This window comes from Arthrobacter sp. Z1-9, from assembly GCF_054792695.1.
Genome location: NZ_CP096456.1, coordinates 3,542,708 through 3,568,868 on the forward strand (window position 1 = coordinate 3,542,708; position 26,161 = coordinate 3,568,868).

General features: G+C 65.0%; 25 protein-coding genes. 14 read left to right on the plus strand and 11 right to left on the minus strand.

Annotation, left to right across the window (positions count from 1 at the left end; translation table 11 throughout):
- Positions 1-280: 280 nt before the first annotated feature.
- Positions 281-1,648: an 8-oxoguanine deaminase gene (locus M1D93_RS16420; protein ID WP_461172527.1), complete on the plus strand. Its 1,368-nt coding sequence runs from the start codon at positions 281-283 to the stop codon at positions 1,646-1,648.
- Positions 1,649-1,753: 105 nt separating this feature from the next.
- Here the strand turns inward: M1D93_RS16420 and M1D93_RS16425 are convergent, their stop codons facing one another.
- Positions 1,754-1,939, minus strand: a complete 186-nt coding sequence (locus M1D93_RS16425; RefSeq protein ID WP_461172528.1) for a hypothetical protein — start codon at positions 1,937-1,939, stop codon at positions 1,754-1,756.
- Positions 1,940-2,288: 349 nt separating this feature from the next.
- Between M1D93_RS16425 and pucL the strand changes: the two genes are divergently transcribed.
- A complete protein-coding gene (pucL, locus tag M1D93_RS16430; protein WP_461172529.1) occupies positions 2,289-3,197 on the plus strand; it encodes a factor-independent urate hydroxylase in 909 nt (302 codons plus the stop codon).
- A 138-nt stretch (positions 3,198-3,335) separates the two neighbouring features.
- Entirely contained in the window at positions 3,336-4,847 is a 1,512-nt protein-coding gene (locus M1D93_RS16435; RefSeq protein ID WP_461172530.1) for a nucleobase:cation symporter-2 family protein, read from the plus strand.
- A gap of 71 nt (positions 4,848-4,918) precedes the next feature.
- On the opposite strand, the gene M1D93_RS16440 is transcribed toward M1D93_RS16435, so the two are convergent.
- A complete protein-coding gene (locus M1D93_RS16440; RefSeq protein ID WP_461172531.1) occupies positions 4,919-5,674 on the minus strand; it encodes an IclR family transcriptional regulator in 756 nt (251 codons plus the stop codon).
- Positions 5,675-5,886: 212 nt separating this feature from the next.
- Here M1D93_RS16440 and M1D93_RS16445 point away from each other — a divergent pair, with 212 nt between their 5' ends.
- The 5 genes from M1D93_RS16445 to M1D93_RS16465 all read left to right on the plus strand — a co-directional run bounded on the left by M1D93_RS16445 (position 5,887) and on the right by M1D93_RS16465 (position 12,308).
- Positions 5,887-7,329 carry a malic enzyme-like NAD(P)-binding protein gene (locus M1D93_RS16445; protein ID WP_461172532.1) on the plus strand — a complete coding sequence of 481 codons (1,443 nt, stop codon included), beginning with the start codon at positions 5,887-5,889 and terminating at the stop codon, positions 7,327-7,329.
- 37 nt (positions 7,330-7,366) lie between these two features.
- The gene (aceB, locus tag M1D93_RS16450) at positions 7,367-8,965 is read left to right on the plus strand and encodes a malate synthase A (RefSeq protein ID WP_461172533.1); all 1,599 of its coding nucleotides are present in this window, start codon (positions 7,367-7,369) and stop codon (positions 8,963-8,965) included.
- Positions 8,966-8,968: 3 nt separating this feature from the next.
- Positions 8,969-10,246: a DUF6986 family protein gene (locus tag M1D93_RS16455; RefSeq protein ID WP_461172534.1), complete on the plus strand. Its 1,278-nt coding sequence runs from the start codon at positions 8,969-8,971 to the stop codon at positions 10,244-10,246.
- A gap of 15 nt (positions 10,247-10,261) precedes the next feature.
- Positions 10,262-11,074: a bifunctional allantoicase/(S)-ureidoglycine aminohydrolase gene (locus tag M1D93_RS16460; protein WP_163166275.1), complete on the plus strand. Its 813-nt coding sequence runs from the start codon at positions 10,262-10,264 to the stop codon at positions 11,072-11,074.
- Between the two features lie 88 nt (positions 11,075-11,162).
- A complete protein-coding gene (locus M1D93_RS16465; RefSeq protein ID WP_461172535.1) occupies positions 11,163-12,308 on the plus strand; it encodes a serine hydrolase domain-containing protein in 1,146 nt (381 codons plus the stop codon).
- Positions 12,309-12,323: 15 nt separating this feature from the next.
- Here M1D93_RS16465 and M1D93_RS16470 read toward each other — a convergent pair whose 3' ends face one another.
- Entirely contained in the window at positions 12,324-13,499 is a 1,176-nt protein-coding gene (locus M1D93_RS16470) for a zinc-dependent alcohol dehydrogenase (protein ID WP_461172536.1), read from the minus strand.
- A 170-nt stretch (positions 13,500-13,669) separates the two neighbouring features.
- Here M1D93_RS16470 and M1D93_RS16475 point away from each other — a divergent pair, with 170 nt between their 5' ends.
- Positions 13,670-13,918, plus strand: coding sequence for a hypothetical protein (locus tag M1D93_RS16475; protein ID WP_461172537.1), 249 nt, complete (start codon positions 13,670-13,672; stop codon positions 13,916-13,918).
- 106 nt (positions 13,919-14,024) lie between these two features.
- Here the strand turns inward: M1D93_RS16475 and M1D93_RS16480 are convergent, their stop codons facing one another.
- The 3 genes from M1D93_RS16480 to M1D93_RS16490 all read right to left on the minus strand — a co-directional run bounded on the left by M1D93_RS16480 (position 14,025) and on the right by M1D93_RS16490 (position 16,963).
- The gene (locus tag M1D93_RS16480; protein WP_461172538.1) at positions 14,025-14,744 is read right to left on the minus strand and encodes an HAD family hydrolase; all 720 of its coding nucleotides are present in this window, start codon (positions 14,742-14,744) and stop codon (positions 14,025-14,027) included.
- Positions 14,744-15,034, minus strand: a complete 291-nt coding sequence (locus tag M1D93_RS16485) for a hypothetical protein (protein ID WP_461172539.1) — start codon at positions 15,032-15,034, stop codon at positions 14,744-14,746. The genes M1D93_RS16480 and M1D93_RS16485 overlap by 1 nt, the downstream gene beginning before the upstream one ends.
- A 120-nt stretch (positions 15,035-15,154) precedes the next feature.
- The gene (locus tag M1D93_RS16490) at positions 15,155-16,963 is read right to left on the minus strand and encodes a glycoside hydrolase family 15 protein (protein ID WP_461172540.1); all 1,809 of its coding nucleotides are present in this window, start codon (positions 16,961-16,963) and stop codon (positions 15,155-15,157) included.
- 87 nt (positions 16,964-17,050) lie between these two features.
- Between M1D93_RS16490 and M1D93_RS16495 the strand changes: the two genes are divergently transcribed.
- Entirely contained in the window at positions 17,051-17,782 is a 732-nt protein-coding gene (locus tag M1D93_RS16495) for a DUF72 domain-containing protein (protein ID WP_461172541.1), read from the plus strand.
- 66 nt (positions 17,783-17,848) lie between these two features.
- Entirely contained in the window at positions 17,849-18,940 is a 1,092-nt protein-coding gene (locus M1D93_RS16500) for an App1 family protein (protein ID WP_461172542.1), read from the plus strand.
- A gap of 90 nt (positions 18,941-19,030) precedes the next feature.
- On the opposite strand, the gene M1D93_RS16505 is transcribed toward M1D93_RS16500, so the two are convergent.
- From M1D93_RS16505 to M1D93_RS16520, 4 genes are all read right to left on the minus strand, one after another.
- Positions 19,031-20,578 carry a glycoside hydrolase family 1 protein gene (locus tag M1D93_RS16505; RefSeq protein WP_461172543.1) on the minus strand — a complete coding sequence of 516 codons (1,548 nt, stop codon included), beginning with the start codon at positions 20,576-20,578 and terminating at the stop codon, positions 19,031-19,033.
- Between the two features lie 215 nt (positions 20,579-20,793).
- Positions 20,794-21,171 carry a hypothetical protein gene (locus tag M1D93_RS16510; protein ID WP_461172544.1) on the minus strand — a complete coding sequence of 126 codons (378 nt, stop codon included), beginning with the start codon at positions 21,169-21,171 and terminating at the stop codon, positions 20,794-20,796.
- 81 nt (positions 21,172-21,252) lie between these two features.
- The gene (locus M1D93_RS16515; protein WP_461172545.1) at positions 21,253-21,675 is read right to left on the minus strand and encodes a J domain-containing protein; all 423 of its coding nucleotides are present in this window, start codon (positions 21,673-21,675) and stop codon (positions 21,253-21,255) included.
- Between the two features lie 71 nt (positions 21,676-21,746).
- Complete coding sequence (locus M1D93_RS16520) at positions 21,747-22,172, minus strand: Hsp20/alpha crystallin family protein (RefSeq protein WP_256250095.1); 426 nt, start codon at positions 22,170-22,172, stop codon at positions 21,747-21,749.
- 137 nt (positions 22,173-22,309) lie between these two features.
- Here M1D93_RS16520 and M1D93_RS16525 point away from each other — a divergent pair, with 137 nt between their 5' ends.
- Positions 22,310-22,630, plus strand: coding sequence for a MerR family transcriptional regulator (locus M1D93_RS16525; RefSeq protein WP_461172546.1), 321 nt, complete (start codon positions 22,310-22,312; stop codon positions 22,628-22,630).
- A gap of 3 nt (positions 22,631-22,633) precedes the next feature.
- Here the strand turns inward: M1D93_RS16525 and M1D93_RS16530 are convergent, their stop codons facing one another.
- Positions 22,634-23,440: a phosphatase PAP2 family protein gene (locus M1D93_RS16530; protein WP_461172547.1), complete on the minus strand. Its 807-nt coding sequence runs from the start codon at positions 23,438-23,440 to the stop codon at positions 22,634-22,636.
- A 130-nt stretch (positions 23,441-23,570) separates the two neighbouring features.
- Here M1D93_RS16530 and M1D93_RS16535 point away from each other — a divergent pair, with 130 nt between their 5' ends.
- On the plus strand, positions 23,571-24,698 hold the full coding sequence (locus tag M1D93_RS16535; protein WP_461172548.1) for a DNA alkylation repair protein: 1,128 nt from the start codon (positions 23,571-23,573) through the stop codon (positions 24,696-24,698).
- Positions 24,699-24,938: 240 nt separating this feature from the next.
- Entirely contained in the window at positions 24,939-26,063 is a 1,125-nt protein-coding gene (gene chvE / locus M1D93_RS16540) for a multiple monosaccharide ABC transporter substrate-binding protein (RefSeq protein WP_461172549.1), read from the plus strand.
- Positions 26,064-26,161: the final 98 nt, after the last annotated feature.

Here is a 26,161-nt window from a genome sequence, read left to right on the forward strand (position 1 = left end):
CCGAAGTCCGGGTGCCCGCCTTTGGCAAGATCGAGATTAGCACCGGAATGTGGGCCGCGCCATAGTTTTCTGGAAACTTAATTTCGCAATGTGAAATCCTTGTTTCGTGTCCTTCACCGCAGGCGCGGCTGCTGGTCACATTGCACGGCCATTGACGCAGGTCAGTCCCATTACCTAGTCTGATGCCACCCGCGGCTGCCGGCAGCCGCGGCAGCCTGGATCAGCAGACAGGGTTTCACTGAGCTGGAATTAACACCACTACGCTCAGACAAGGACCGTCATGACGCCATTCGACGCACCCGCATCCAGACTGTGGATCAGGAATCCGCAGGCAGCTTTTACCGCCAACACTTTGAACGCCTCCGGCGGACTCGTGGTCAGCGGCGGGACCATCGTGGAAGTGCTCAGCGCTGGCCAAGTGCCTTCGGAACCGTGCAGCGAGGTTTTCGACGCCGGAGGCCACGTGCTGCTGCCGGGCCTGATCAACACACATCATCACTTCTACCAGACCCTCACCCGCGCCTGGGGTCCGGTGGCGAACGCCCCGTTGTTTCCCTGGCTGCAGAACCTGTATCCGGTCTGGGCCCGGCTCACGCCGCGGGACCTTGAGCTCGCCACCACGGTGGCGCTCGCCGAGCTCCTGCTCTCGGGCTGCACCACGGCAGCGGACCACCACTACCTCTTCCCGGGCGGACTGGAACACGCCATCGACATCCAGGTGCAGGCGGTGCGCCGGCTGGGAATGCGGGCCACCCTGACCCGCGGGTCCATGACGCTCGGAACGGACGACGGCGGCCTGCCGCCCCAGTCCACCGTCCAAGCACCGGAGGTGGTGCTGGCCGACAGCGAACGCCTGGTGGACCGGTACCACGAACGCGGCGAGGACGCGGTCATCCAGATTGCCCTTGCGCCATGCTCGCCGTTCTCGGTGACCAAGGACATCATGGCGGAGAGCGCTGCGCTCGCCGAGCGGCTGGACGTGCGGCTGCATACCCACCTGGCCGAAACCTTGGACGAGGAGGACTTCTGCCGGGAGATGTTCGGGCTGCGGACCGTTGACTACCTGGACAGCGTGGGCTGGCTGACGGACCGCACCTGGCTGGGCCACGGCATCCATTTCAGCGACGCGGAGATTGCCAGGCTGGGAGCCGCGGGGACCGCCGTCGCACACTGCCCCACTTCGAACATGCGGCTGGCGTCGGGGACGGCACGGGTGCTTGAACTGGAGGACGCCGGGGTGCCCGTGGGGCTGGGAGTGGACGGCTCGGCGTCGAACGATGCCTCGAACATGATCCTCGAAGCGCGGCAGGCGCTGTACCTCCAGAGGCTGCGCTACGGGGCGGACGTTCCGGTGGAGAGGGCGCTGGGCTGGGCCACCCGGGGCTCGGCGGCCGTCCTTGGGCGTCCCGGGCTGGGCCAGCTCGCTCCCGGGATGCAGGCGGACCTGGCACTGTTCCGGCTGGACGACCTCCGCTTTTCGGGCAGCCATGACCCTGTTGCCGCACTGCTCCTGTGCGCTGCCGACCGGGCCGACCGGGTGATGGTGGGCGGGCGGTGGCGCGTGGTGGACGGGCAGATCCCTGGACTGGACGTTGCCGGGCTCATTGCCGAGCACTCCGCGGCCGCCCGGCGGCTGGTGAGCGGCTAAGCGGGACGGGGGAAGCGGCTTAGGATGCGGAAAGGCCTGGCGGCACCGGAGTTTCGGTACCGCCAGGCCTTTTGCGTCTTGCCGCTGAGCCTGCGGCCAGTTGAGCTAGGAGCGCTTGCTGAAGCCCGGCAGCGCATGGACCCAGCGCGAGAAGCGGCCAGGGACGTGGTCCCGGTCGGCCGGCAAATAGAAGTCGGGATCCGTTCCGCCGCCAAGGGGGAGGTAGAACTCCTGGACTGAGGGTGCAGCCGTTTGTGCCGGTGCAACCGGCGTCTTGTCCTGCTGGTACATCTGATCCTCCTCCGAGGGTTGAAGTAGTTCCGCAAAATGGAAAATAACTTTTGCTATGTGGAATAGCTTAGATTGCGGCCGGCTGCTTCGTCAACGGTCCGGGTGCCCCACAGTCACAAATTGAATTTTCGTTTTGTGATGTACACCACCGATTTGCTGAGCTACGCTGGATGTCAATTCGTGGTGCATATCACGTAACCTGGGAGCAGCAGGCAGGGTCGTAATGAGCTGACATCGATTGATGTCGGCTCTTTTTTGTGGGCCGACGGTACAAGAAACGTGCGGGAAACGCGCGCTTAATTTCTATGCGGGACTGTGGTCCCACATACCTGAAGTTGGGAATCTGACCATGAGCAGCAAAATCATCCTCGGCGAAAACCAGTACGGAAAGGCCGAAGTCCGGGTCGTCAAGATCACCCGCGACAGCGACCGCCACGAAATCGAAGACCTCAACGTCACCTCGCAGCTGCGCGGAGATTTTGCGGCCGCACACCTCGAGGGCGACAACGCCCACGTGGTGGCCACCGACACCCAGAAAAACACCATCTATGCCTTCGCCCGCGACGGAGTGGGTTCCCCCGAAGCGTTCCTGCTTCGGCTCGGCGAGCACTTCACCTCCAGCTTCGACTGGGTGACGGGCGGCCGCTGGGAGGCCGAGTCCTACAGCTGGGACCGGATCCAGGCCCACGGCACGGAGCATGACCACTCCTTCGTGCGCAACGGCCAGGAAGTTCGCACAGCGGTCCTGGTCCGCGACGGCGCCACCACCCACCTCATCTCCGGGCTCAAGGACCTCACCGTCCTGAAGTCCACCCAGTCAGGCTTTGTGGGCTACCCGAAGGACAAGTACACCACCCTGCAGGAGACCACCGACCGCATCCTGGCCACCGACGTCTCAGCACGCTGGCGCTTCAAGACCGGAACCGACTTCAGCGCGCTGGACTTCAACAAGAGCTACGAGGACGTCAAGGGACTTTTGCTCGAAGGCTTCACCGAGAAGTACTCCCACGCCCTGCAGCAAACCCTGTTCGACATGGGCACCAAAGTACTGGAAGCCCACAGCGAGATCGACGAGATCAAGTTCTCCATGCCCAACAAGCACCACTTCCTCGTGGACCTCTCACCCTTCGGCCTCGACAACCCCAATGAGGTCTTCTACGCCGCGGACCGCCCCTACGGCCTGATCGAGGCCACCGTCCAGCGGGAAGACGCAGCCGCAGCTCCCGCCGCCTGGTCCGGCATCGCCGGCTTCTGCTAGACACAGCGCACCATTGGTTGAGCCTGTCCAAATCCTTGGGTTCCGACAGGCTCAACCGCCCCACAAGCCTTTGCCACACCTGTTAGCCAGACAACGTTAGCCAGACGAAGACGTCTGCCATGAACCAGAAAGTCTGCCATGAACACCAAAAACCCCTTCAAAGCCGCCTCCAAACAACCCAGTAAGCGCGCCGTTTCCAACAGGCCCGAGGATGAGCGGCTGTCCGTGGGAAGCAGTTTCGCCTACGGCTTCCAACATGTATTGACCATGTACGGGGGCATTGTTGCCGTCCCGCTCATCGTCGGCCAGGCTGCGGGGTTGCCCCCTGCCGATATCGGCGTCCTGATAGCCGCCGCGCTCTTCATGGGCGGGCTTGCCACCATCCTCCAGACAGTTGGCATCCCGTTCTTCGGTTCCCAGCTGCCGCTGGTCCAGGGTGTATCGTTCGCTGGCGTGGCAACGATGGTAGCCATCGTCACCACCGGCGGAGGCATTCAGGCCGTCTTCGGCGCGGTCATCGTTTCAGCCGCCATCGGCTTGTTGATCGCGCCGGTCTTCTCGAAGATCGTGCGGTTCTTCCCACCGGTGGTCACCGGAACTGTCATCACGACGATTGGCCTGACACTGATGCCGGTTGCCGCAAACTGGGCCATGGGAGGGAACAGGAATGCCGAGAACTACGGCAGTATGGAAAACATCGGTCTCGCGGCGATCACACTGGCCCTCGTTCTCCTCTTGAGCAAGCTCGGCAACGCAACAATTTCCCGGCTCTCAATCCTGCTGGCCATGGTCATCGGAACCCTGGTCGCCGTCGCAACCGGGATGGCCAACTTCTCCAAGGTCGGGGATGGCCCAATCGTCGCCTTCCCCGCACCGTTCCACCTCGGCGCACCCACCTTCGAAATCGCCGCAATCATCTCCATGCTGATCGTTGTACTGGTTATCCTGACCGAAACCATGGCCGACATCCTGGCCGTCGGCGAGATCATTGGAACCAAAGTCGACTCCAAGCGGATCGCTGCCGGCCTCCGCGCGGACATGGGCTCCAGCCTCATCGCCCCGGTCTTCGGCTCCTTCACTCAAAGCGCGTTCGCGCAGAATGTCGGCTTGGTGGCAGTCACCAAGATCAAGAGCCGCTACGTCGTAGCAGCCGGCGGCGTCATCCTGGTGATCCTCGGGCTTCTGCCGGTGCTGGGCCGTGTTGTGGCAGCTGTGCCTACCGCAGTCCTGGGCGGGGCAGGCATTGTCCTGTTCGGCACCGTCGCTGCCAGTGGCATCCGCACCCTCGCCAAAGTGGAGTACAAAAACAACATGAACCTGATCATCGTGGCGACCTCCGTGGGCTTCGGCATGATCCCCATCGCCGCTCCCAGCTTCTACGACAAGTTCCCCGACTGGTTCGCGACCATCTTCCACTCCGGCATCAGCTCCGCCGCCGTGATGGCCATCCTGCTGAACCTGCTCTTCAATCACCTCAAGGCCGGGAACTCAGAGAACCAGTCGGTGTTTGTGGCCGGTACCGGGCGCGTGGTCCGGGAAGAGGACCTGAAATGCCTGGCCGACGGCGACCGCTTCGAAGGCGGCAAGCTCATCGACTGCGACGGCAAGGAAGTCCCCGTCCAGTCGGCCGAAAAGGCGTCAGAGCACTAGCACCAAACGCCGACGGCGGCCCGCTTCCGGAAGAAGCAGGCCGCCGTCGGCGTCAGGAAAAGCAGTTTTGATCAGTTGCGGTTGAGCTCCGTGGAAATGGCCTCGGCAGCTTCGCGGAGGACCGGCACGGCCTTGTCGGCGAAGTGCTCATCCACCCGGGACACAGGACCCGAAACAGAAATTGCGGTGGGGGTTGGAGCGTTGGGCACAGCCATGGCGAAGCAGCGGACACCCAGCTCCTGCTCCTCCTCGTCAATGGAGTAGCCCCGTTCCCGGATGAGCTTCAGGTCGGCCAGGAGGTCCTCGACGTCGGCGATGCTCTTCGCCGTGGGGGTCGGCATCCCGGCGCGGGTGACGATGCCGCGGACCGTATCGTCGTCCAGCTGCGCCAGGATGGCCTTGCCGACGCCGGTGGCGTGGGTATGGGCACGCCGGCCCACCTCGGTGAACATGCGCATCGAGTGCAGCGACGGCACCTGCGCCACGTAAATCACCATGTCCGAGTCGAGCACCGCCATGTTGGAGGTCTCCCCCAGCCTGTCCACCAGCGTTTTCAGCTGCGGGCGGGCTACGGCACCAAGCTGCTTGTTGGCTCCTTCGCCCAGCCGGATAAGCCGCGGGCCCAGAGCGTAGCGCCGGTTCGGCAGCTGGCGGATGTAGCCCAGCGACACCAAGGTGCGCAGCAGGCGGTGGATTGTGGGCAGCGGCAGGTCCGTGGACGAGGACAACTCGCTGAGGGTGACATCGCCGCCGGCGTCAGTGATCAGTTCCAGCAGTTCGAAGACGCGCTCAACGGATTGGACGCCACCTGCGGCTTTCTCAGCCATGTACCAGTCTCCTGTGGACTCGGATTCCGACAAGTCTTATCCGCATCGTGAAAAGAGTTGCCCTAATGCTTTCAAGATACAGCACAGGCCCGGCTGAGGCGACGAACGGCGAGACGGGGTTGTATTTCCACAAAGTAGATAATAATATCCATGATACGAAAACATTTTGATTCGAGCAGAAGCCCACAGCGGGCCCAACAGGAGGACATTCAATGGCGAATCCCAGCCCCGGAAATTCGATTACCCTGCGCGTGGAAGCACCGTCAAGCTTCAGCGCCACCAGCGAGCTCGCCGCAGCCGTCGGCGCCGCAGGCGCAGCCATCACGGCCCTGGACGTCAGCGAGTCCCACCACGAGACCCTGGTTGTCGATGTCACCTGCAACACCACCGATGACGAGCACGCAGGCAGGGTCAAAGACGCCCTCAACGCGCTCGACGGCGTTACGGTCCAGCACGTCTCGGACCGCACCTTCCTGATGCACCTGGGCGGCAAGCTCGAAGTCGTCCCCAAGGTAGCCCTGCGCAACCGCGACGATCTTTCCCGCGCCTATACTCCCGGCGTCGCCCGCGTCTGCCTCGCCATTGCCGAGGACCCGGCAGCTGCCCGCAACTTGACCGTCAAGCGCAACACCATTGCTGTCCTCACCGACGGCTCCGCCGTCCTCGGCCTGGGGAACATCGGCCCGGCTGCCGCCCTGCCGGTCATGGAGGGTAAGGCTGCGCTGTTCAAGCAGTTCGCCAACGTCGACGCCTGGCCAGTCTGCCTGGACACCCAGGACACCGAGGAAATCATCATGATCGCCAAGGCCATGGCCCCCGTCTACGGGGGCATCAACCTGGAGGACATCGCCGCCCCGCGCTGCTTCGAAATCGAGAACCGGCTCCGCGAGGAACTGGACATCCCGGTGTTCCACGACGACCAGCACGGCACCGCCATCGTCACGCTGGCAGCCCTGGTCAACGCGCTCCGCGTTGTGGGCAAGAAGCTTGATGAGGTTCGGATTGTGGTCTCCGGCGTCGGCGCGGCAGGCTCGGCCATCATCCAGCTCCTGAAGGCCCAGGGCGCACGGCACATCATCGCCGCCGGCCGCTCCGGAGCCATCCACGCCGGCGAACAGTACAACGACGAACACCGCAGCTGGATTGCAGCGAACACCAACGAGGAAGGGTTCGCCGGCACCCTGCACGAGGCCATCAAGGGTGCGGACGTGTTCATCGGCGTCAGCGCACCGCACGTGATCGGCGAAGAGCAGGTTGCCGCCATGGCAGAAAACGCCATCGTGTTCGCCATGGCCAACCCCACGCCGGAGATCGATCCCGTGATCGCGTCCAGGCATGCCGCAGTGGTGGCCACCGGCCGGAGCGATTTCCCCAACCAAATCAACAACGTGCTGGCCTTCCCCGGCTTCTTCCGGGGCCTGCTCGACGCCGGCGCATCGGACATCACTCCGGAGATGCTGGTGGCCGCCGCGGAGGCGATCGCCAACCGGGTAGCTGACGACGAGCTCAATGCCAGCTACATTATCCCCAGCGTCTTCGATCCTCATGTCGCCGCCGATGTTGCCTCAGCCGTCGCCGCTGCCGCCCACAACGCAAACGCAGCAAAAGCGGCTGCTGCAGCCTCGGCGCCTGAAGCCGCCCTGGCCAGCGCCTGATTCACTGCCTGACTTCAGCACAAGGAAAGGACCAGAAATGGCCATCACTGTCACAGATCCCCGGCCCATCGACCGCGCGGAGGAGATCCTCACCCCCAAGGCGCTGGCATTCCTAGAGGAGCTGCATACCCGTTTTGCCGGTACCCGCAACGAACTCCTGGCAGCCCGCGGCGTCAAGCGGCAGCGCGTAGCCGAGACCGGCAAGCTGGACTTCCTGCCGGAAACCCGGAACGTGCGCGACGGCGACTGGAAGGTTGCGCCCGCGCCCGCGGCCCTGCAGGACCGCCGGGTGGAGATGACCGGGCCCGCTTCACCGGCAAAGATGGCCATCAACGCATTGAACTCCGGCGCCAAGGTGTGGCTCGCGGACCTCGAGGATGCCAGCACACCCACCTGGGCCAACGTCATCGACGCCATCCTGAACCTCCGCGACGCCGCCCAGGGCACCCTCAGCCACACGTCCGCCGAGGGCAAGGAGTACAGGCTTCGGACCGACGCGCCGCTCGCCGTCGTGGTGGCCCGCCCCCGCGGCTGGCATATGCCGGAGAAGCACCTGCTCATCGACGGCGAACCCGCCGTCGGTGCGCTGGTGGATTTTGGCCTCCACTTCTTCCACGTGGCCAAGCAGCTGGTCCTCAACGGACAGGGACCGTACTACTACCTGCCCAAAATGGAGAGCCATCTCGAGGCCCGCCTCTGGAATGATGTCTTTGTCTTCGCGCAGGACTACCTGGGGCTGCACCAGGGAACCATCCGCGCCACCGTGCTGATCGAAACCATCCCGGCCGCGTTCGAGATGGACGAGATCCTGTACGAACTGCGCGAGCACGCCTCCGGCCTGAACGCCGGCCGCTGGGATTACCTGTTCAGCATCATCAAGTACTTCCGCGACGCCGGCGAGGAGTTTGTGCTGCCGGACCGTGCTTCCGTTGCCATGACCGCCCCGTTCATGCGCGCCTACACCGAACTGCTCGTGAAGACTTGCCACAGGCGCGGCGCCTTCGCGATGGGCGGCATGGCAGCTGTCATCCCGAACCGCCGCCACCCCGAGGTCACCGAGGCGGCCTTCGCCAAGGTCCGCGCGGACAAGACCCGCGAGGCGAATGATGGCTTCGACGGTTCCTGGGTGGCGCATCCGGACCTGGTTCCCACCTGCCGTGAGGTGTTTGATTCGGTCCTCGGCGACAAGCCGAACCAGCTGGACAAGCAGCGCCCGGAGGTTGCCGTGACGGCGGAGCAGCTGCTGGACGTGGCCTCCGCTGACGGCCAGGTGACGGAGGCGGGCCTGCGGCTGAACCTCTATGTTGCAGTGGCGTACACCGCCGTGTGGCTGTCCGGGAACGGCGCCGTCGCCATCCACAACCTGATGGAGGACGCGGCCACGGCGGAAATCTCCCGCTCTCAGGTGTGGCAGCAGATCCGCAACAAGTCCGTCCTGGCTGATACCGGGAACACCGTGACGAAGGAGCTCGTGGAGCGGATCCTGGGCGAGGAGACAGAACGGCTCCGCACCGAGGTGGGCGACGAAGCGTTCCGCCGCTACTACCAGCCGGCCAGCGGGCTGATCGGGGATATCTGCCTTTCGGACGACTACACCGACTTCCTCACCACCCCGGCCTACGAACTGGTGGGCTGAGGCATGGCGGCAACACCCCGGACCTCGCTTTCGCCGGGGGACCTGGCACACATCGACGGGCAGCTGGCCGCCACCGACCGGCTGCTCGAGCGGAACTACCCGGGCGACGACGGCTCACGCCAGCCCGTCCATACGGTGTACGTCCCCGCGGACCGGTTCACGCCGTCGTTCGCGTCCGACTGGGGAGCGGAAGCACAGGCGGCCGTTGGCGCACACGGCGGTTACGGGAAGCTCGGCCACCTGCTGGGCCAGGAGCCCGGCCTGGCGGAGGCCGTGGCCTCCCGGGTGGAAGCCAAGCTGGCCAGCGAACCCATCGAGGACCTCCGGCTCGACTTTGAGGACGGCTTCGGGGACAGGGGCGACGACGCCGAGGACGCCGCCGCCGTCACGGCGGCATCCGCCGTGGCCGCCGCCGTCGTTGCAGGTTCCGCTCCCCCGTTCATCGGCATCCGCTTCAAGTGCTTCGAGGCGCCCACCAGGGCCCGCGGACTGCGGACGCTGGACCTGTTCGTGTCCGGCCTGGCCTCAGCCGGCGAATTGCCCGACGGCCTGGTCCTGACCCTGCCCAAGGTCACCACCGTGGCCCAGGTCCAGGCAATGGATTACGCCGTCTCACGTCTGGAGGAAGTCCACTCACTCCCCACCGGACGGCTCCGCTTCGAGGTCCAGGTGGAAACGCCCCAGCTGATCCTCGGCCCGGAGGGGACGTCACCGGTGGCCCAGCTGCCGCACGCCGTCCCGGGCCGAATCAGCGGGCTGCACTACGGCACGTATGACTACTCGGCATCCCTGCAGATCTCCGCTGAATACCAGTCCATGGAACATCCCGTGGCCGACTTCGCCAAGGAGGTCATGCAGCTGGCCGTGGCGGGCACGGGCATCCGGCTCTCGGACGGTTCCACCAACATCATCCCGGTGGGCGACAACGTGGAAAACGCGTGGCAGCTGCACGGGCGCCTGGTTCGGCGGTCGCTGGAACGCGGCTATTACCAGGGCTGGGACCTGCACCCGGCCCAGTTGCCCAGCCGCTTCGCCGCCACTTACGCCTTCTACCGGCAGGGGCTCCCCGCCGCCGCAGCCCGGCTGCGGAACTACGTGGAGCAGACGGCAGGCGGCGTGATGGACGAGCCTGCCACGGCCCGTGCGCTGGCAGCGTTCGTGCTGCGCGGGGTCCAGTGCGGCGCCGTCGGTGCGGATGAAGTGCAGGCGCTTGCCGGCGTCGGCATCCCGCAACTTACCGGACTGGCGCACCCGCGGCTCGCCATCACCTCCAACTCCTAAGTAAGGATCTTCTCCATGGGCAAGTACTACTCCCCCACCGGCGGACTGCCGCCGCAGACGCACCTGACTACAGAGCGCGCCATCGTCACCGAGGCGTACACGGTGATCCCGAAGGGCGTCATGACGGACATCGTCACGTCCAACCTTCCGGGCTTTTCGAACACCCGCTCCTGGATCATCGCGCGCCCCATTTCCGGCTTCGCCACCACGTTCTCACAGCTGATCGTGGAGATCGGTCCGGGCGGCGGCGCCCCCAAAGCCGAATTCGAAGCCGGCGTTGAAGGCGTCATTTTCGTGACCCGCGGCAAGGTGAACCTCACCCTCGACGGTGAACTGCACCAGCTGGAGGAAGGCGGTTACGCCTACCTTGCTGCCGGTTCGGAGTGGGGCCTGGAGAACGTTTCCGACGACGTTGTGTCCTTCCACTGGATCCGGAAGGCCTACGAACGCCTGGAGGGGTACGAGGCCAAGTCCTTCGTTACCAATGAAAAGGACGTACAGCCCACGTCCATGCCGGACACCAACGACGCCTGGAAGACCACCCGCTTCACGGACTCCAACGACCTCGCCCACGACATGCAGGTGAACATCGTGACGTTCCAGCCCGGCGGCGTCATCCCGTTCCCGGAAACCCACGTGATGGAGCATGGCCTGTACGTCCTCGAGGGCAAGGCCATGTACCTGCTGAACAACGACTGGGTGGAGGTGGAGGCCGGCGACTTCATGTGGCTGCGCGCCTTCTGCCCGCAGGCCTGCTACGCCGGCGGCCCGGGCGAATTCCGCTACCTGCTCTACAAGGACATGAACCGGCAGGTCCGCCTCACCTAACCCCTCATCCCAACTAAGTAGCGCCAAGTGTCGTATTGGACCCTTAAAACGACACTTGGCGCTACTTAGTTGGGGGAAAATGGGGGCTATGGGCAGAACCCAGGGCAGGCCGTGGAAGCGGATCGCGGCCGCCCTGTGTGCAGTCCTGCTGGTGGCCTCTGCGGGCTGCATCGACGAACCGCAGCCTCCCGAACCGGACAAGCCCGCAGCCTTCAGCCTTTTGGAGGACTTCAGCGCCCGGATGCTGGAGGAGGGCGCCCCCGCCGTCCTGATCTCCGTGCGGAACAGGGGTGAGACCTGGACGCACGCTGCCGGAGTCCGCAGCCTCGAATCGGGTGAGCCCGCCACCGTTGCCGATCCGGTCCACGTCGGTGGCATCACCGAGTCGATGGTGGCCGTCTCGGTGATGAAACTGGTCCAGGAGGGCAGGCTGGACCTGGACGCCCAGGTCAGCGGCTACCTTCCGGAATTTGGATCCGTGCTGCATCCTCCCGGGCCGGTCACCGTGCGCCAGCTCCTGACCCACGAGTCAGGTATCCCGGATTTCTCCGTTCCACTGCTGGCCTCGGGGAACTGGAAGGAGTCCATGGACCGGCCGCTCGCCCTGGAACAGCAGCTGGCCCTGGCCGCCACCGTGCCGTGGGAAGGGCGGCTGGCGCACGTGTTCGACTACTCAAGGTCCAATTACGCGGCCCTTGCCCTCATTGTGCAGCGGCTCCGCGGCCAGGCGCTGGGGCGCGTCCTGGCGGCCGACGTCGCCCAGCCACTGGGGCTGGAGGTTACCCGGCTCGGCGGCGGGTCCCCGCCTGCCGGAATGGTCCACGGCTACGTCACTATCGAAGGAAAGAGACTTGACGTGGCGCGGCGGGCCTGGCTCGCGGAACTGCCCTCGGGAGGAGCCATCTCCACCGTTGAGGAAGTGAACGGGTTCTACAGCGCCCTGCTGCATGGCAGGCTGTTGAAGCCGGAAACAGTCGATGCCATGAAAGCCGGGTACACCCAGTACTACGGCTTTGCCCTGCGGCGGTGGAACGACACCTGCAACAACCGTTTCTACTACGGGCTGCCCGGCGACGTGGACGGCTACGGAACAGTCTCGATGACCAGCGAGGACGGCAGCAAGCAGCTGACTCTTTCGGTCGCTTACCCGCCGGCACCGCCCGCCCTGGAATCCAATCCGCTGATCCTCGAACTGCAGGAGGCTGCTCAGGCGGCCTTGAACAGCCTGTGCTGAGACCCACATGACCGGTCAGGGGTTGAGGACCACCTTGATGCAGCCGTCTTCCTTTTTCTGGAACTTTTCGTACAGCGCCGGCGCTCCTTCAAGCCCCGAACGGTGGGTGACCAGATCCATCACACCCAGCGGATCGGCGTCGTCCTCCACCAGGGGCAGCAGGTCATCCGTCCAGCGCCGCACGTTACACTGCCCCATCCGCACCTGGATCTGCTTGTCGAACATGGTCAGCAGGGGCATTGGGCTGGCCTGGCCGCCGTACACCCCGCTGAGGGAGACAGTCCCGCCGCGGCGGACGGCCTCAATGGAGGTGTGCAGGGCTGCCAGCCGGTCCACGCCGGCCGTCTCCATCGCTTTCTGCGCCAGTTTGTCCGGCAGGAGGCCCAGTGCCTGGTGGGCGAAGCCGGCGACCGGGGACCCATGCGCTTCCATGCCGACGGCGTCCACCACCGCGTCGGGGCCCCGGCCGCCTGTCATGTCCCGCAGCCGGTCCACCACGTCCTTGCCGAAATCGAGGGTCTCGATCCCGTGCCGCGCCGCCATCTCCCGCCGCTCCGGCACGGGGTCAACGCCGATAACCCGCAGCCCGCGCTGCACGCCGATGCGGCCGGAGAACTGGCCCACCGGCCCCAGCCCGAACACCGCCAGCGTCCCGCCAGCCGGGGTGTCGGCGTACTCCACGGCCTGCCAGGCGGTAGGAAGGATGTCCGAAAGGAAGAGGTAGCGCTCGTCCGGCAGCTCGGTTCCCACCTTCACCGGGCCATAGTCCGCGTAGGGGACCCGCAGGTACTCGGCCTGCCCGCCGGGGACGGAACCGTAGAGTTCCGAATAGCCAAAGAGGGCCGCCCCTGAGCCCTTGTCTTTGACCTGGGTTGTTTCGCATTGGGACTGTAGACCCTGGGCGCACATGTAGCAGCGGCCGCAGGCGATGTTGAAGGGGACCACCACACGGTCCCCTTTGCGCAGGTTGGTGACGGCGCTTCCCACCTCTTCCACGATGCCCATCGGTTCGTGGCCTATCACGTCGCCCTTGTGCATGTACGGCCCCAGCACTTCGTACAGGTGCAGGTCGGATCCGCAGATTGCGGTGGAGGTGATCCGCACAATGGCGTCCGTAGGCTCCTGGATGACCGGATCCGGCACCTCTTGCACGCTTACCGAGCGTTTCCCCTGCCATGTCAGTGCTTTCACAATTCACCTTTCCGGACGTTTCTTCGCTGCAGTCGGGGCTGTCCGCCCATCCCTCGACGCTATCGGCTCCACCGGCAAAAAGTAAGCAACCTGACTAAAATCCTTGTCGTTCCCGCCCAAGCCTCCTAGCGTAGGAAGAGCCAGACCCGCAGAAGTGAAAGAGGAACGCTATGTCGCTCTACCAGCCCGAACCGGTTGAAATCTCCACGCGCATGCGCCCGGGAGAGTGGACGGAAGAGAGCCTGGAGCAACTGGTGGGCAGCTACCGCGAGCGGATCATGGAGATGGGGGCCAGCGCGTCGGACGTGGTCACGGACGTTGACCGGAGCGACGACGGCTCGGTGCGGGTGGCCGTTTCCTGGGCCAAGCCTGCAAACCAGGGTGACGAGGACACAGTGGCCGGCGGCCAGGTCCTCTGACAAGGCAGGATGACACGTCCGACGGCGGATGGCGCGCCAGCGGGGACGCCGCCGTCAGGACTGGGTCAAGACTTTGGCCGTCTGGACTTAGGCCAGGCGTTGGGGGTCAGGAGTTGGGGGCCGGCGAGAGCAGCCGGCCGATGGCGCTTGAGGTCAGGTTCTCGAGCAGGTCGCGCGGACCCTCGTAAACCTCCACGGCGCCCGCGTCGCGGAGTTCACTGGCGCTGACCCCGCCGCAGGTAACGGCGATCGCAGGAATGCCCAGCGCACCCGCGGCTTTCATGTCCCACACCGCATCCCCCACAAAGACGGCGTCGGCCGGTTCCACGCCGATGGCCTCCAGTGCCGCCACGAGGATGTCCGGGGCGGGCTTGCTTTCCTTGGCGTCATTGGCGCTGGTGGCGGCGTCGATAAAGGCGTCTGCGTCCAAGGTGGCCTTCATGACCTCGAGATCACGGTTGCGCGCCGAGGACGCGAGGGCCACCGCGAGTCCTGATGCATGGCACTGGGCCAGCAGGTCTTTCGCGCCGTCGAAGGAACGCAGCGTGGGCCACTGTGAGGCGTACAGGGCGCCGTGGCTGGCCATGATTTCCGAATCAAGGGAACGGTCACGGTCGGCCGGCAGGAGGCTGTCCACCAGGCGGTCCCCGCCCATGCCCACAAAGTGGTGGATGGATGCCATCGGGACGTCGTAGCCGTACTGCCGGAAGGCGCCCCACCACGCGATGGTGTGGATGTAGGACGAATCGATCAGGGTGCCGTCAACATCAAAGAGGATCCCCTGCCGGCGCCCGCCGTCAGGGGACCCGGTGTCCTGCAGGGCCATCAACTGACCGCTGCCCGCCTGGCTTCGGGCGCTCTCTTGGCCCTGGCGGCTTCGTCCTTGGCGGTGGTCACCGGACGAACGCGTTCCCGGATCACGGTGCCTGCACCGTCGTGGCTCTTATCCCTGATAAGGCCCGTCCCGGCGATCTCCCTCGCCATTGCCACTCCGGCAACAGCTGCCCTTTTGGTGGGAAAGGTCACCGAGATGGCCATCAGGTTCCCGGCTCCGTCCATCATCCTCACCCTGTAGCCGCCGTCAGGCGCATCCACGAGTTCAAAATATCCGGCCATTTGCAATCACTCCTCCGTCAGTCACACCGCACCGTGCTTACTGGGAGCACTCCATGAGGTGTTAGTAAGTATACTTATCTATTCTGCGAAGGAGAAGTAGCACCTCTTGTCCGCGCCGCCTCAGCGCGTTTCCGCCGTTTCCGGCGGAATGGGGGTGTCACTTCGCCGAACCGTATCCTGATGCAGCTCCAAAGCGCTAGTCACAAGCGCAAAGTGGCTGAAGGCCTGGGGGGTGTTGCCCAGCTGCCGGCCCGCCCGGACGCCCCATTCCTCACTCAGCAGTCCCACGTCGTTGCGCAGCTCAAGGAGGCGCTCAAAGAGTTCCCTGGATTCCTCGTGGCGGCCCGCACCCAGCAGCGCCTCCACCAGCCAGAAGGAACAGGCCAGGAAGACGCCCTCGTCACCCGGCAGGCCGTCGTCGCTGACGGCGGGGCGGTAACGGAGCACAAACCCGTCCTCGGTCAGCTCCCGCTGGATGGCCTCAATGGTTCCGATGACGCGGGGATCATTCGGCGGCAGGAACCCCACCCGCGGAATCAGGAGCAGGCTGGCGTCCAGCTCCGGCCGCCCATAGGACTGGACGAACGTATTGCGGCGGGCGTCGAACCCGTTGGCCATCACGTCCTGGTGGATGGTGTCCCGCAGCTTCTCCCAGCGCTCCACCGGCCCGGGCAGTCCTGATTCCCGGACACCCTTCACCATGCGGTCCGCGGCAACCCACGCCATCACCTTCGAGTGGGTGAAGTGGCGGCGGGGACCCCGCATCTCCCAGAGCCCGTTGTCAGGCTGGTCCCAGATGGTCTCAAGATGCTCCATCAGCGTGACCTGCAGGTCCCAGGCCTCATCGGTGTGTTTGAGCAGCGAATTGCGCGTCAGGGCCAGGCAGTCCAGCACTTCCCCCCACACATCGAGCTGCAGCTGTTCGGCGGCGCCGTTGCCGATGCGCACCGGGGACGAGTTTTCGTAGCCCCTCAACCAGGGCAGCTCCATCTCCGGCAGGCGGCGTTCGCCGTGGATCCCGTACATGATCTGCAGGTCCGCGGGGTCACCGGCCACGGCCCGCAACAGCCAGTCCCGCCAGGCCGCGGCTTCCGCGGTGTAACCGGCAGCCAGCAGCGCCTGCAGCGTCATGGTTGCATCGCGCAGCCAGCAGTAGCGATAATCCCAGTTTCGCGGGCCGCCCAGCTGTTCGGGCAGTGAGGTGGTCACCGCCGCCACAATCCCTCCGGTTGGGGCGTAGGTGAGGGCCTTCAACGTCACGAGGGACCGGGCCACGGCGTCCTGGTATTTGCCCTCCACGGTGCATTGGGAGGCCCAGCCGCGCCAGAACGCGAAGGTGGTGCCCAGTACTTCTTCGGCGTCAACAGTATGCGGCCGCCCTACATGGCTGGGCGCCCAGGTGAGGACAAAGGGGACCCGCTCCCCCGCGTTGACGGTGAAGTCACTGACGGTGTGCATGTTTTCCCCGTGAAGCGGAGCCGGGGTGACAAAGTAGACGGCGTCCGGCCCGGCGATGGCATGCAGTCCGTATTCGTCCCGGCGCACCCAGGGGATGATGTGGCCGTAGTCGAAGCGGAGGGTCAATTCGCCGTGCATCTTCACGCTGCCACTGACGCCTTCGACGATTCGGACAATGTCCGCCACCGCGTCCCGGGGCGGCATGAAGTCGATGACCCGCACGGTGCCTTCGGGGGTGTCCCATTCCGTTTCCAGGATGAGGCTGCCGTCCCGGTAGCCCCGGCGGGTACAGGGCCCTCCTTCCGCTGGCGCCAGGAGCCAGCGCCCTGCTTCGGGTGTGTCCACCAGCGCATTGAAACAGGCAGGGGAATCGAACCGTGGCAGGCAGAGCCAGTCGATGGATCCTTCTTTGTTGACCAGTGCCCCGGTGTGGAGGTCACCGACAACCGCATAGTCTTCAATTCGCGCCATGCCCTTACCCTGCCACAGCCGGCGCCCGAGTGGACCGGGCACAGGGGTGTAGCCTCAAAACATTGGCATCAGGCACCGGAGGCATTCATGGCAATCCATATCGGCACCTCCGGATGGAGCTACAACCACTGGGAGAACGTCCTCTATCCACCCAGGCTGCCGGTCAAGGACCGGCTCCAGCACTACGTGGTTCGGTTCCGTACGGTCGAACTTAATGCCAGCTTCTACCGCTGGCCCCGGGACACAACATTTGCAGGGTGGAACCAGCGGTTGCCGGCCGGCTTCAGCATGTCCGTCAAGGCCCCGCGCGGCCTGACCCACGCCCGTAAACTGTACGAGCCCGAGGTGTGGCTGGAGCGCATTACCCGGTGCTGGCACGAACTCGGAGATAAACGGGCGGTCCTCCTGGTCCAGCTGCCGCCCGGCATGGAGCGCGACGACGCCCGGCTGGACTACTTCCTGGCGGCGGTCCCGGACTGGATCCGTGTGACCGTGGAGTTCCGGCACCCCAGCTGGGACTGCCCGGAGGTGTTCGCCCTGCTGGAGCGGCACCAAGCCGCCTACTGCATCATGAGCGGCGCTAATCTTCCCTGCATCCTGCGCACCACCGCCCCTTTCACCTATGTGCGGCTGCACGGGCCGGACCACGAGCACCTGTATGCGGGCTCCTATTCGGATTCCGACCTGCAGTGGTGGGCATCACGGATCCGGGAGTGGTCCGGCAGCGGCCTGGACGTCTACGCCTACTTCAACAACGACGGCGATGGCCACGCCGTGCGCAACGCCGAGACCCTGCGCGCGATCCTGGGGGAAGGCTGACGTCATAGACGTCAGCGGTGACCAGCGTTTCCTCCTCCCGGCGCTGCCCTGTGGCAGAGTGGACCCATGGACACGGCTCCGAAAAATTTGTCACAGAACACAGCACATACCCAGGTCCCGGACGCGCTCTCCGGAAACCAGGTGTTCCGGCTGGCGCACCAGCTCTCGGACGCCGTTAATACGGTGCGGATCCGGCTGGCCAAACGCTGGAAGTTTGTTCCCCAGACCATCGCTTACCAGGGCTACGGCTCCACCAGCCTGGTGCGCGTACTGGGACGGGTCCTGCTGACGCAAAAGCCCCTGCCCGGGAGCAAAGCAGAGCACGCGGCGCAGAACGGTAACCAAAACGTGCGCGGCTGGCGTGCCTTCACCAGCGTGCCGCTGCAGTACACCGACGTCGAAATCACCATCGGTGATGTTGTCACCCACGTCAAAGCGGACCGTGGCGGGCTGATCGATACTGAGGTGGACGTCAAACTCGCGCCGGGCTGGCACACCGCCGTCCTCCGCGCGGAAGGCACCGAACCTGTCGAGGCCAAGATCCGGGTCATTGCACCTGACATGAAGTTCGGGATCGTCTCGGACATCGATGACACCGTGATGGTGACGGCCCTGCCCCGGCCATTCCTTGCCCTCTGGAACACGTTCGTGCTGAGCGAGCGGGCCCGCATGGCCACGCCCGGCATGGCTGTGCTGCTGGACCGGCTCACCGTCGAGCACCCGGATGCGCCCGTGATTTACCTGTCCACGGGGCCCTGGAACGCCGCGCCCACGCTGGCCCGCTTCCTCAACCGCAATATGTATCCGTCCGGAGCCCTGCTGCTGACGGACTGGGGCCTGACGCAGGACCGCTGGTTCCGCAGCGGCCAGGAGCACAAACGCCAAAACCTGGACCGACTGGCAAAGGAATTCCCGGACATGCGCTGGCTCCTGATCGGCGACAACGGCCAACACGACGAGGCAATCTACTCCAACTTTGCGCAGGACAACCCCGACAAGGTTGCAGCCATCGCCATCCGGCAGCTGTCCGTCAGCGAATCCGTGTTCGCCGGCGGCCACTCCGAGGACGGAGACCACACCACGTCCAGAGTCCCATGGATCTATTCTCCCGACGGTGCCGGCATAGCCAAGCAGCTCGCCACTCTGGACATCCTCTAAACCCCGGGCCCGAACACAAGGCCGGGCCGGGAACCGCGTGCCTTGCCAGCGCGCACGGTCCCGGCCCCAAGCTTTTCCAGCCAGCGCTTCCTAAGCGCTGGCACCCAAAGGTGACACGCCGTCGTCGGGCGCTTCGGTGTCAAGGACCTCAGGCACGGCTGCCTGCGCGATCGCCGCCTCCGCCACGTTGACAAGGTCGCGCTCCTCGATGAGTTCCTGGAACCAGAAGTAGGAGGCCTTGGGGGTCCGTTCCAGGGTCTCGAAGTCCACGTGGAGCAGCCCGAAGGGCTGGTTGTAGCCGGCCGACCACTCGAAGTTGTCCAAGAGGGACCAGACGTAGTAGCCGCGCAGATCGATCGACTCCGCGTCGCCGCCCGGGGCGGTGGCCCGCAGCGCGGCCTCAAGATGGTCCGAAAGGTACTTCAGGCGGCGCTCGTCCGGGATGAACCGGGTGTTTGTGGATTTGTCCCGGACAATGATGTCCTCGAAGCTGGCCCCGCCCTCGGTGAGGATGACGGGGGGCAGGTTGGGGTACCGTTCGGCCATCTCCTTCAGGGCAACACCCATGTATTCCGGCTTCACCGGCCAGCCGTAGGACGTGATGTCTGCCTCCGGCCAGGTTTCCACGTGGAAGGGGGTTCCGCCACTCCCGGCCGCGCTGAGGTCGCTGCCCATGGCCTCGGCCATGCTCGCCGGCACGGCGCCCGCACCCGGGCCCACCGCCACCTTGGTGGGCATGTAGTAGTTGAGCCCATAGAAATCGAGCGGCTGCGAGATGAGCTCCATGTCCTCGGCCGGGTGCTCAAAGGAGCTGAAGAACTTGGCGGCGCGGATCAGGTCCGGATATTTTCCGGTCAACACGGGGTCCGCGTAGAGCCGGTTCTGGGCCAGGTCCATGAGGCCCGCACTGATCCGGTCCAGCGGGTTGATGGAGTTCGGGACCATGGGCGAATAGACGTTGGTCATGCCGATCTCACCGGGAACATTCGCTGCCCTTAGGGCCTGCACGGACAGTCCGTGGCCCAGCAGCTGGTGGTGGACGGTGGGGAAGGCATTCAGGACGAGCTCGTGCCCGGGCGAGTGCAGGCCGAGCGAATACCCGTTGGTGCTCACGGTGGCGGGCTCATTGATGGTCACCCACCGGGCTACCCTGTCGCCGAACTTATCGGCGAGGATGCCGGCGTACTCCCCCAGGCGGTAGGCGGTGTCGCGGTTCATCCAGCCGCCCGCCTCGTCCAGGGCCAGGGGCGTGTCCCAGTGGTAGATCGTGGCCATGGGTGAGATCCCGTTGGCGAGGAGTTCGTCCAGCAGCCGGTCATAAAACGCCAGGCCGGCCCGGTTCACCGCACCGCTGCCGGTGGGCTGGATGCGGGGCCAGGCGAACGAAAACCGATACGAGTCCACCCCCAGCTGTTTCATGAGCGCCACATCCTGGGGCATGCGGTGGTAGTGGTCGCACGCTATGGCCGGGCTGTGGTCTTCGACGATGGCGCCGGGCTTGCGGGAGAACACGTCCCAGCCTGCGGGTCCGCGGCCATCCTCCTCCAGCGCGCCTTCGATCTGGAAGGCTGCGGTGGCCACTCCAAGGGTGAACCCCGGCGGGATCAGTGCTGCGAGGTCCCTGGCGGTAATGTGCATCGATTCAACCCTTACTGACGGACAGGACGGTACCTGCGGAGTCCTTCAACTTCCGCGAGGTCAGGACCATATCCTTGCACGTTTCACCTGCTGCCGGTGAGCGTGCTGCAAGGGTCTGGGTTGGATGAGGAACTGAGGAAGTTCCGGGCCGGGTGGACCTCGCAGTGCAGTCCTGTTGCCTGCGCTCCACCCACGGATCGAGCTCAGCCGGGGTCCTATTGGTCGCCGAACAGGAATTCCTTTGCGTGCGTCAGCGCCTTGCGGAAGGCATCGTTCCGGAGCGCCACCAGGTGCTCGGTTTCGCCGTCGGCCGGTTCGAGGTAACCCGTGTAGCCCGGCCGCAGCACCCAGATGTCGCCGGCAGGCGGAAGGTAGAACACGCCGAAGGACCGTTGCTGCTTTTCGTCGTCCGTCCAGACTGGCACCACAGCGAGCGCCGCACCGGTTGTGGGGTTGATCCACTGGGCGCGGGGCAGGGGTTCTTCGTGCGCTTCCGGGTCCAGGAACGGCGCGGTGCCCTGGCCCCACCGCTTTTCAAAACGCTCATGGAAAGCAGGCATCAGGTGCGAATCGTAGCGGCGCCAGTCGCTCATACAGTTTTCCGCCTCTCGAAGTGGGGCCGGGGGTCGGCTCCCCCGGGTTTGAAGGTCCCGGCTGCGCGGGTGTAGTGGCCGTTAGGCCCACGGACCGCTTTCCCAGCGCACGGGGGTAATGCGAATGGTGTCCCCGGAAGGGCCCGCCGGGTGCCGGACGGTCCGGACCGGGATGTCCGTCCCGGTCCGGGTTGCCGGCGCTGAACGGGCTGCCGGTTTTGCCTGCACTTCGCGGTCGTAGGCTGCCCGGCGGGCAGGATCGCGCAGGACGGCGAAGGCCTGCATGATCCGCAGCAACTCCGTTTCAGGTGGCGGCGTGCGTCCACCCGACGCGGTGCCCTGCGCCCTGTCCTGCATTCCTTCCTGCACCTCGGATCCGGCCCGTCCGCCTTCCAGGTCCGGGTGGTGGCTGCGCATCAGCGCCCGGTAGGCGCGTGATATCTGCTGGCGGCTGGCGTCGTGCGGGATGTGCAGGGTGGCGTAGTAGTCCGGGGTTTGGTTCATGTCAGTGCTCCGGTTCCAGAGCTGCCGGGCGCAGGGCAACCAGGGGTTGCCCTGCGCGGGCCATAACTGGCTTAGGTTCCAATCTGCTGCATCTGGCCCTGCTGCGTCTCGATTTCGATCTTGCGCGGCTTGGCCTTTTCGGCCACGGGGATCCGCAGCGTCAGGACACCTTGGTCGTAGCTTGCCTTGATGTTGTCCGTGTTCAGGGTGTCGCCCAGGATCAACTGGCGGCTGAAGACGCCGCGGGGACGCTCGGAGGCCACCAGCTCCACGTTGGGCTGCGTGGGATCCTGGCGTTCCGCCCGGACCGTCAGGACGTTGCGCTCAACGTTGAGGTCCAGGGAATCGAGCTTGACGCCCGGAAGATCGAAGGCCACCACAAACTCGCCGTCTTCCTGCCAGGCATCCATGGGCATGGCGGCCGGCCGGGCGGCAGTTCCAAAGACCTGCTGCGTGAGCCGGTCCAGCTCACGGAACGGGTCCGTGCGCATCAACATCATTTCCCACTCCTTCAGCTTGTTAGATGTTGGATCGGTGCCATATCCACTCCCATGATCTATGGTGGTGAATATAGATTTTTTATAGCACCCGTGGGAAACTGAAGCAAGACCCACCACAAATTTCTGGAGAACTGATGGCAGAGCAGGAAGCACGGCGGGCGCCAGTGCCCGGAAAGGGACGTGGACTGTATGCCATCTCCGTGGCGGCGAAGCTGGCCGGCACGGGCCAGCAAAACATCCGCCTCTATGAGACCCGGGGCCTGCTGACGCCGTCGCGCACTTCCGGCGGCACCCGGCAGTACAGCGATGCGGACATTGCGGTGCTGCTGCGGATCGGTGAGCTCCTGGAACAGGGCCTGAACCTCGCCGGAGTTGCCATGGTGCTGGAATTGGAGGAGGCCAACGTGAAGCTCCATCGGGCCCTCAAGCGGGCACGGTCCCGGCCACCGGCCTGAGACTCAGTCGCGCGGCGCGTCCGCCTTGGACAGTTCGCCGGTGATCCGCTCACCCGGAACCCTCGCCGTCCGCCACGTGTCCACGGCGATCACTGCGCCCAGGATGACCAGGGACAGCGACAGGGACGCCAGGGCGTCGCTGAGCCAGTGGTATCCCAGGTACAGGCGGCTTACGGCAGCGAGCACAATGCCCACTCCTGCCCCGACGAACCCGAATACGGCAACCCGCCGGTTGCTGCGCCGGGAGTAGATCAAAAAGGCACCCACCAGCAGGAAGTCGCAGGCTCCCAAGACATGTCCGGAGGGGAACGAGAAGGTGTGGTCGATGCCGAAGAGCATCTGGTCCACCGGGGGACGGGAGCGCCGCACGATCTGGAGGATGATCTGCGAAATGATGACGCCCGTGAGCATCGCCGACGCCAGCAGGATGGGGCGCCAGGCGTGCTTGGCCGCGAAGCCCCAAGCGGCAACCACCACCAGGACGATGATGGGCAGGGCTACCGGACCGAAGACCACGGCCAGGAAGATCATCACGACCGTCAGGGCCTGTGACCTTAGCCCGAGGAGCCAGTCGCGCACAGGGCCGTCAGCGGCGGAGAGGCCGTCGGCCTGCACCACGCTGATCAGGGTGGCGAGGAAGAGCGCCACCCCCAGCGCCACCAGAATGATCGACGCCCGGTACAGGCCCCGCCGGTCGTCCGGCTCCACATAACGCTCTTCCACCACGAACTTGTCATGGAAGACCCGCCACCTGCTGGCCCTTTTCCCGGTAGCCCCGGAACCCGCTGTTCCCTGCTGTGCCACTGCCATGCCCGTCCCTGGATGGAAATCTGCCTAGGGTGAAGATTATCCCGGTTGCCCGGCCTTGGGGCGGTATCAGGCCCGGGCCTTTCCATCCATGCCCGACGTGATCGTCGTACCGCGGCGGTAGCCTGACTGCATGGGCGTGATGAACGAACTGATTGATCCTCCGGGCATAGGCACACTGACCCGCATTTTGACGGACAGCGCGCCCGCGGTGCAGTGGCAGCAAACCGCTGCCGCCGCCTCGCTGCTTGGCGACCTGAACTTGCGCGCACGGACCGATCTGGTGGCCGATGCCCTTTTGGCTGACATCAGCATGAGTCCGGTCCCGGGATATACGACGGCGTCCGGCAGCTTCCGCGCGGCACTGGCAGTTCCGGAATTCACCGGATGGGTCCTCTGGCCGCTTTCGGAGGCGGCCGTCACCCTCGCCCTTGCCTCAGGTGCGGAGGAGGATTTCGACGATTGCCTGGCCCTGCTTGCCGAGCTGACGCCACGGCTCACTGGGGAATTCGCCGTCCGCCGCCTTCTTGCCAGGCATCCGGACCGGGCCCTGGCAGCAATCCTGGGCTGGACTGCGCACCCTGATGAGCACGTCCGCCGGCTGGCGAGCGAGGGTACGCGTCCTTACCTGCCGTGGGCGGTGCGGGTCCCGGCCCTCGTCCAGCGGCCCGAGGCCACCCTGCCCATCCTCACAGCCCTCTATCGCGACCCATCCGAGTATGTACGGCGTTCGGTAGCAAACCACCTCAACGATCTCGCACGCCACGCGCCTGATGCTGCTGTGGACGCCGCCCGGCACTGGTTCTCGGCAGCAGACAGCAACACGGGCTGGGTGGTCCACCACGGCCTCCGCACCCTGGTCAAGAAGGGGCACCCGGGCGCGCTGGCGCTGCTGGGGTTCAACCCGGCGTCGGTGGCCGTTTCCGGGCCGCGCCTTGACCAGGAAGTCCTCACACTGCCCGGCGAGCTGACGTTCACCTTCGAGATCTCCAATACCGGCAGCCAGGACGAGCGCCTCGCGGTGGACTACCTGGTGCACTACCGCAAGGCCAATGGCAGCCAGTCCGCAAAGGTCTTCAAGATCTCAACCCTGACCCTTGCACCAGGCGAGAGCAGGAGCATCTCCAAGCGCCATGCGTTCAGGCAGATGACCACCAGGGTGCATCATCCGGGACTGCACGCACTGGAGCTTCAGATCAACGGCGCCGCCCATGGCCGCACCGAGTTCGTGCTGGAAGGACTACCGCCGGAAGGTCAATAGTGACTTGACTCACATGCTACTCTGCCGTAGCATGCGTGTTAGCGCTAACAAGCATCGGACTTCTGGAACTGCAGGCGGCGGCTCGGCCACCGATTCTGCCGGATCCGCAGTTCCACTCATGTCCGTAGCCCTTTCGGGCATCAACACCAGGTACTCCTGGCGGCTTTATCCGCCGGCAAGCGCAGATGCTTGCGGGCCCAGCACCACTTCGCGGACCAGCCTCCGCGAAAGGAGAAAATCATGAGAATTAGGAAACTCCTTGGCGCCGTTGCCGTCGCCCTGGCAGTCACTGTCGGTGCCACAGGTTGCGGCTCCCGAGGGACAGCCACCGAGGCAGGGGCCTCTGCCAATCCCAGTGAATCTCTGGTGGGCATCTCGATGCCCACGCAGACTTCCGAACGCTGGATTGCTGATGGCGGAAACGTCGAGAAGTCCTTGAAGGACCTGGGGTACAAGACTGATCTTCAGTTCGCCAACGATGACATTCCCACCCAGGTCTCCCAGATTGAGAACATGCTGACCAAGGGCGCCAAGGCCCTCATTATTGCCGCTATTGACGGCACCACCTTGACGGACGTCCTGGTTAAAGCCAAAGAGCAGAACGTCAAGGTCATCGCTTACGACCGGCTGATCAACGGTTCCCCGAACGTTGACTACTACACCACCTTCGACAACTACACCGTGGGGGTGCAGCAGGCAACGTCCCTGCTGACCGGGCTCGGCCTGGTGGATGCCAGCGGCAACAAGGTGGAGGGGAAGGGCCCCTTCAACGTCGAGCTTTTTGCCGGCAGCCCGGATGACAACAACGCCAACTTCTTCTGGACCGGCGCCATGGACACGCTGAAGCCTTACCTGGACGCCGGAACCCTGAAGGTGCCCAGCGGCCAGACCAAGTTCGAGCAGGCAGCCATCCTGCGCTGGCAGGCTCCCGTGGCCCAGAAGCGCATGGAGGACATCCTCACCGCCGCCTACAGCTCAGGCACAAAACTGGACGGCGTGCTCTCCCCCTATGACGGCCTCTCCATCGGCATCATTTCCGCATTGACCAGCACGGGCGGCTACGCCAAGGGAACCCTTCCAGTCGTGACCGGTCAGGATGCCGAAAAAGGCTCGGTCAAGTCCATCATCGCCGGCGAGCAGTACTCCACCATCTTCAAGGACACCCGGCAGCTGGGCTCTCAGGCCGTCAAGATGGTCGACTCGGTTCTGAAGGGCCAGGAGCCTGAAGTGAACGACACCAAGACCTACGACAACAAGGTCAAGGTGGTACCGGCGTATCTGCTTGAGTCCGTGATCATCACCAAGGACAACTACAAGAAGGAACTCCTGGACTCCGGATATTACTCGGACGCCGACGTCAAGTAACAACCCCGCAAGGCGGTGGCCGGGCCCTTTCGGCCCGGCCACACCCTTCCCCCAGCTCCTGCAGCAGCAGGTTGCCAGCTTCCAACCAGTCAGTGGGA